Source organism: Nocardia sp. NPDC060220 (assembly GCF_042727815.1).
Classification (GTDB): Bacteria; Actinomycetota; Actinomycetes; order Mycobacteriales; family Mycobacteriaceae; genus Nocardia.
The window spans coordinates 1-2,687 of the sequence record NZ_JBHWZY010000900.1 but is presented as its reverse complement, the minus strand read 5'-3'; the positions used below and the strand labels follow the sequence as shown (position 1 = coordinate 2,687).

At 67.1% G+C, this 2,687-nt stretch carries 2 protein-coding genes; one reads left to right on the top strand and one right to left on the bottom strand.

The annotated features are described in order from the left end of the window. Positions 1–975, bottom strand: a 975-nt coding sequence (locus tag ACFWF3_RS31450; RefSeq protein ID WP_379317390.1) for a flavin-containing monooxygenase, incomplete at its 3' end; no start/stop codon positions are given. Positions 976–1,154: 179 nt separating this feature from the next. Between ACFWF3_RS31450 and ACFWF3_RS31445 the strand changes: the two genes are divergently transcribed. After that, a complete protein-coding gene (locus ACFWF3_RS31445) occupies positions 1,155–2,309 on the top strand; it encodes an LLM class flavin-dependent oxidoreductase (RefSeq protein WP_378987791.1) in 1,155 nt (384 codons plus the stop codon). The last annotated feature ends 378 nt before the right edge of the window (positions 2,310–2,687 follow it).

The following is a 2,687-nucleotide window of genomic DNA, read 5'->3' as shown; positions in this document are numbered from 1 at the left end:
GCCCTTCTCGGTGAACTTCGCGATGCGGTCGGTGACGATATCGGCCTTACCGCTCTTGAGCACCTTGAACAGGTCACCGTTGGGCACCACGCACAGGCGCTGATCCCACGGGTTGTAGCTGGGGGTGAAGTGGCGCAGGTCGACCTTCTTGCCGAGCTGCAGGCGCACCTGCGCCAGCATGAGCTTCTTGGCCAGCTCGGGGTTGGTGCGCGAGAGCTGGAAGCTGGCGCGCTGCAGGGCGATGTTGCGGGCGCGACCGATCTTGTAGGCGACGGCGTCGGGCACGCGCGACTTCTTGAAACCGATAGCGACCGGGTCGTCCGACGGCAGCGCCTGGATCCAGGTGGGCGAGCGCTGCAGCATGGTGACGTGCGCGGCGGTGTCGGCCATCGACGGGATCAGCGTGATCGCGGTGGCGCCGGAACCGATGACGACGACCCTCTTGCCTGCGTAATCCAGGTCCTCCGGCCAGTGCTGCGGGTGCACGATCTGACCCTTGAAGTCGTCCTGACCGGGGAATTCGGGCTGGTAGCCCTTGTCGTAGTTGTAGTAGCCGCTGGCGCCGACGACGAAGTTCGCGGTCCAGGTCTCGGTCTCGCCGGTCGCCTCGATCACGGCCTGCACGGTCCACAGCGCGGTGCCACGATCGAAATCGGCGGTGACGACCTTGCGGCCGAACGTGATGTGGTCGGTGACGCCGTATTCCTTGGCGGTGTCCTCGACGTACTGCCGGATGCTGGCGCCGTCGGCGAGCACCTTGGTGCCGATCCAGGGGCGGAAGCCGAAACCGAAGGTGAGCATGTCCGAGTCCGAGCGGATGCCGGGGTACTTGAACAGGTCCCAGGTACCACCGATGTTCTCGCGGCGCTCGAGGATCGCGTAGGTGCGTCCGGTCTGCTCGCGAGTCAGGTGACAGGCCGTACCGATTCCGGAGAGGCCAGCGCCGATGATCAGTACGTCGACATGCCGCGTCATTGAGGAAACTCGTTTCGTAGGGTCGCCGGCCCGAGCACCGTCGCCCGAGCTTTTCACGAGGTTACGTGTTTCGCTTAGTTACGTCTAGTTCGGCATGCCCGCGCTGCGGCGTGTCGGGGGTTGCGCGCACGGTGATCGGAATCCGTGACGGGGGCGAGCGCACCGGTCAGCATCGAGGGATGACCGATCACCGACTGTCGTTTCACTGGTTCCTGCCCACCTACGGCGACTCACGCGGCCTGATGGCGGGCGGACACGGGAGCTTCATGTCCGGTGATCGCCCCGCGACCCTGCGCTATCTCAACCAGCTCACCGCCGCGGCCGAGGACAACGGCTTCGAGGGTGTCCTGACCCCGACCGGCGCCTGGTGCGAGGACGCGTGGCTGACCACCGCCATGCTCGTGCAGACCAGCGAGACGCTGAAGTTCCTGGTCGCGCTGCGTCCCGGTCTGACCAGCCCCACCCTGGCCGCCCAGATGGCGGCGACGTTCCAGCGGCATTCCGCCGGGCGTCTGCTGCTCAATGTCGTCACCGGTGGCGAGCAGCGCGAGCAGGAGGCCTACGGCGACTTCCTGGACAAGGCCGAGCGCTACGCGCGCACCGGCGAGTTCTTGCACATCGTGCGCGAGCTGTGGTCGTCGACCGAGCCGTTCAGCTTCACCGGCGAGCACCTGCGGGTGAAGGACGCGATCCTCAGCGCCCGTCCCGATCCGGTTCCGCCGGTGTTCTTCGGCGGTTCGTCAGGGCCTGCCGGGCCGATCGCCGCCCGCTACGCCGACACCTACCTCACCTGGGGCGAACCGGTGGACGCGGTCGCGAAGAAGCTGGACTGGATCCGCGGACTGGCCGCGATCGAGGGCCGCACCGTCGACTTCGGCCTGCGCATCCACGTGATCAGCCGCGACACCGCCGCCGAGGCGTGGACCGAGGCCGAACGGCTCCTCGACGGCATCTCACCCGGTGAGATCGAACGGGTGCAGGCGAACCTGGCCAAGAGCGACTCCGAGGGGCAGCGCCGGATGGCGCGTCTGCACAACGGGCGCACGGACGGGCTCGAGATCGCCCCGAATCTGTGGGCGGGCGTCGGCCTCGTGCGCGGTGGCGCGGGCACGGCGCTGGTCGGGTCGCACGCCGAAGTGGCCGATCGACTGCTCGAGTACGCCGCCATCGGGATCGACCACTTCATCCTGTCCGGGTATCCGCATCTGGAGGAGGCGTACTGGTTCGGCGAGGGCGTGCTGCCGATCCTGGAGCGCAAGGGCGTGTGGACCCATCCCTCACGGCCGGTGTCGGTGCCCACCGTCGCGCCGTTCACCGCGGCCGCCAGTAGCTGACGACTTCGGGCGCGCCCCCGGTTCAGGGTCGCGCCCCGGGGTTCGAAACCCTGGAACGGCAGTCACTGCACCATTGCCCTTACTGCCGTTTACCGGGGTGGCACGCTGTCCCAACATCTTTCGATGGGCGTGTGACCTGCGGGTTATCCGGTTACCCAGCGGTAGGACTCAAATGCCATGACGCACACCGTGCTTGGCTGCACCGCACTCCCCCAACCGATTTCGGCATCGAGTGCAGCCGGGGTTCCACGTGAATCAGTGCGGTTCGGGACAGGTCCGGGCAGCGATCCACAGGGCTGGTGGCCCTCGGCGATAGGCTCGACAACGTGACTCTCACCGTCGGCTTCGACCTGGACATGACTCTCATCGATTCACGTC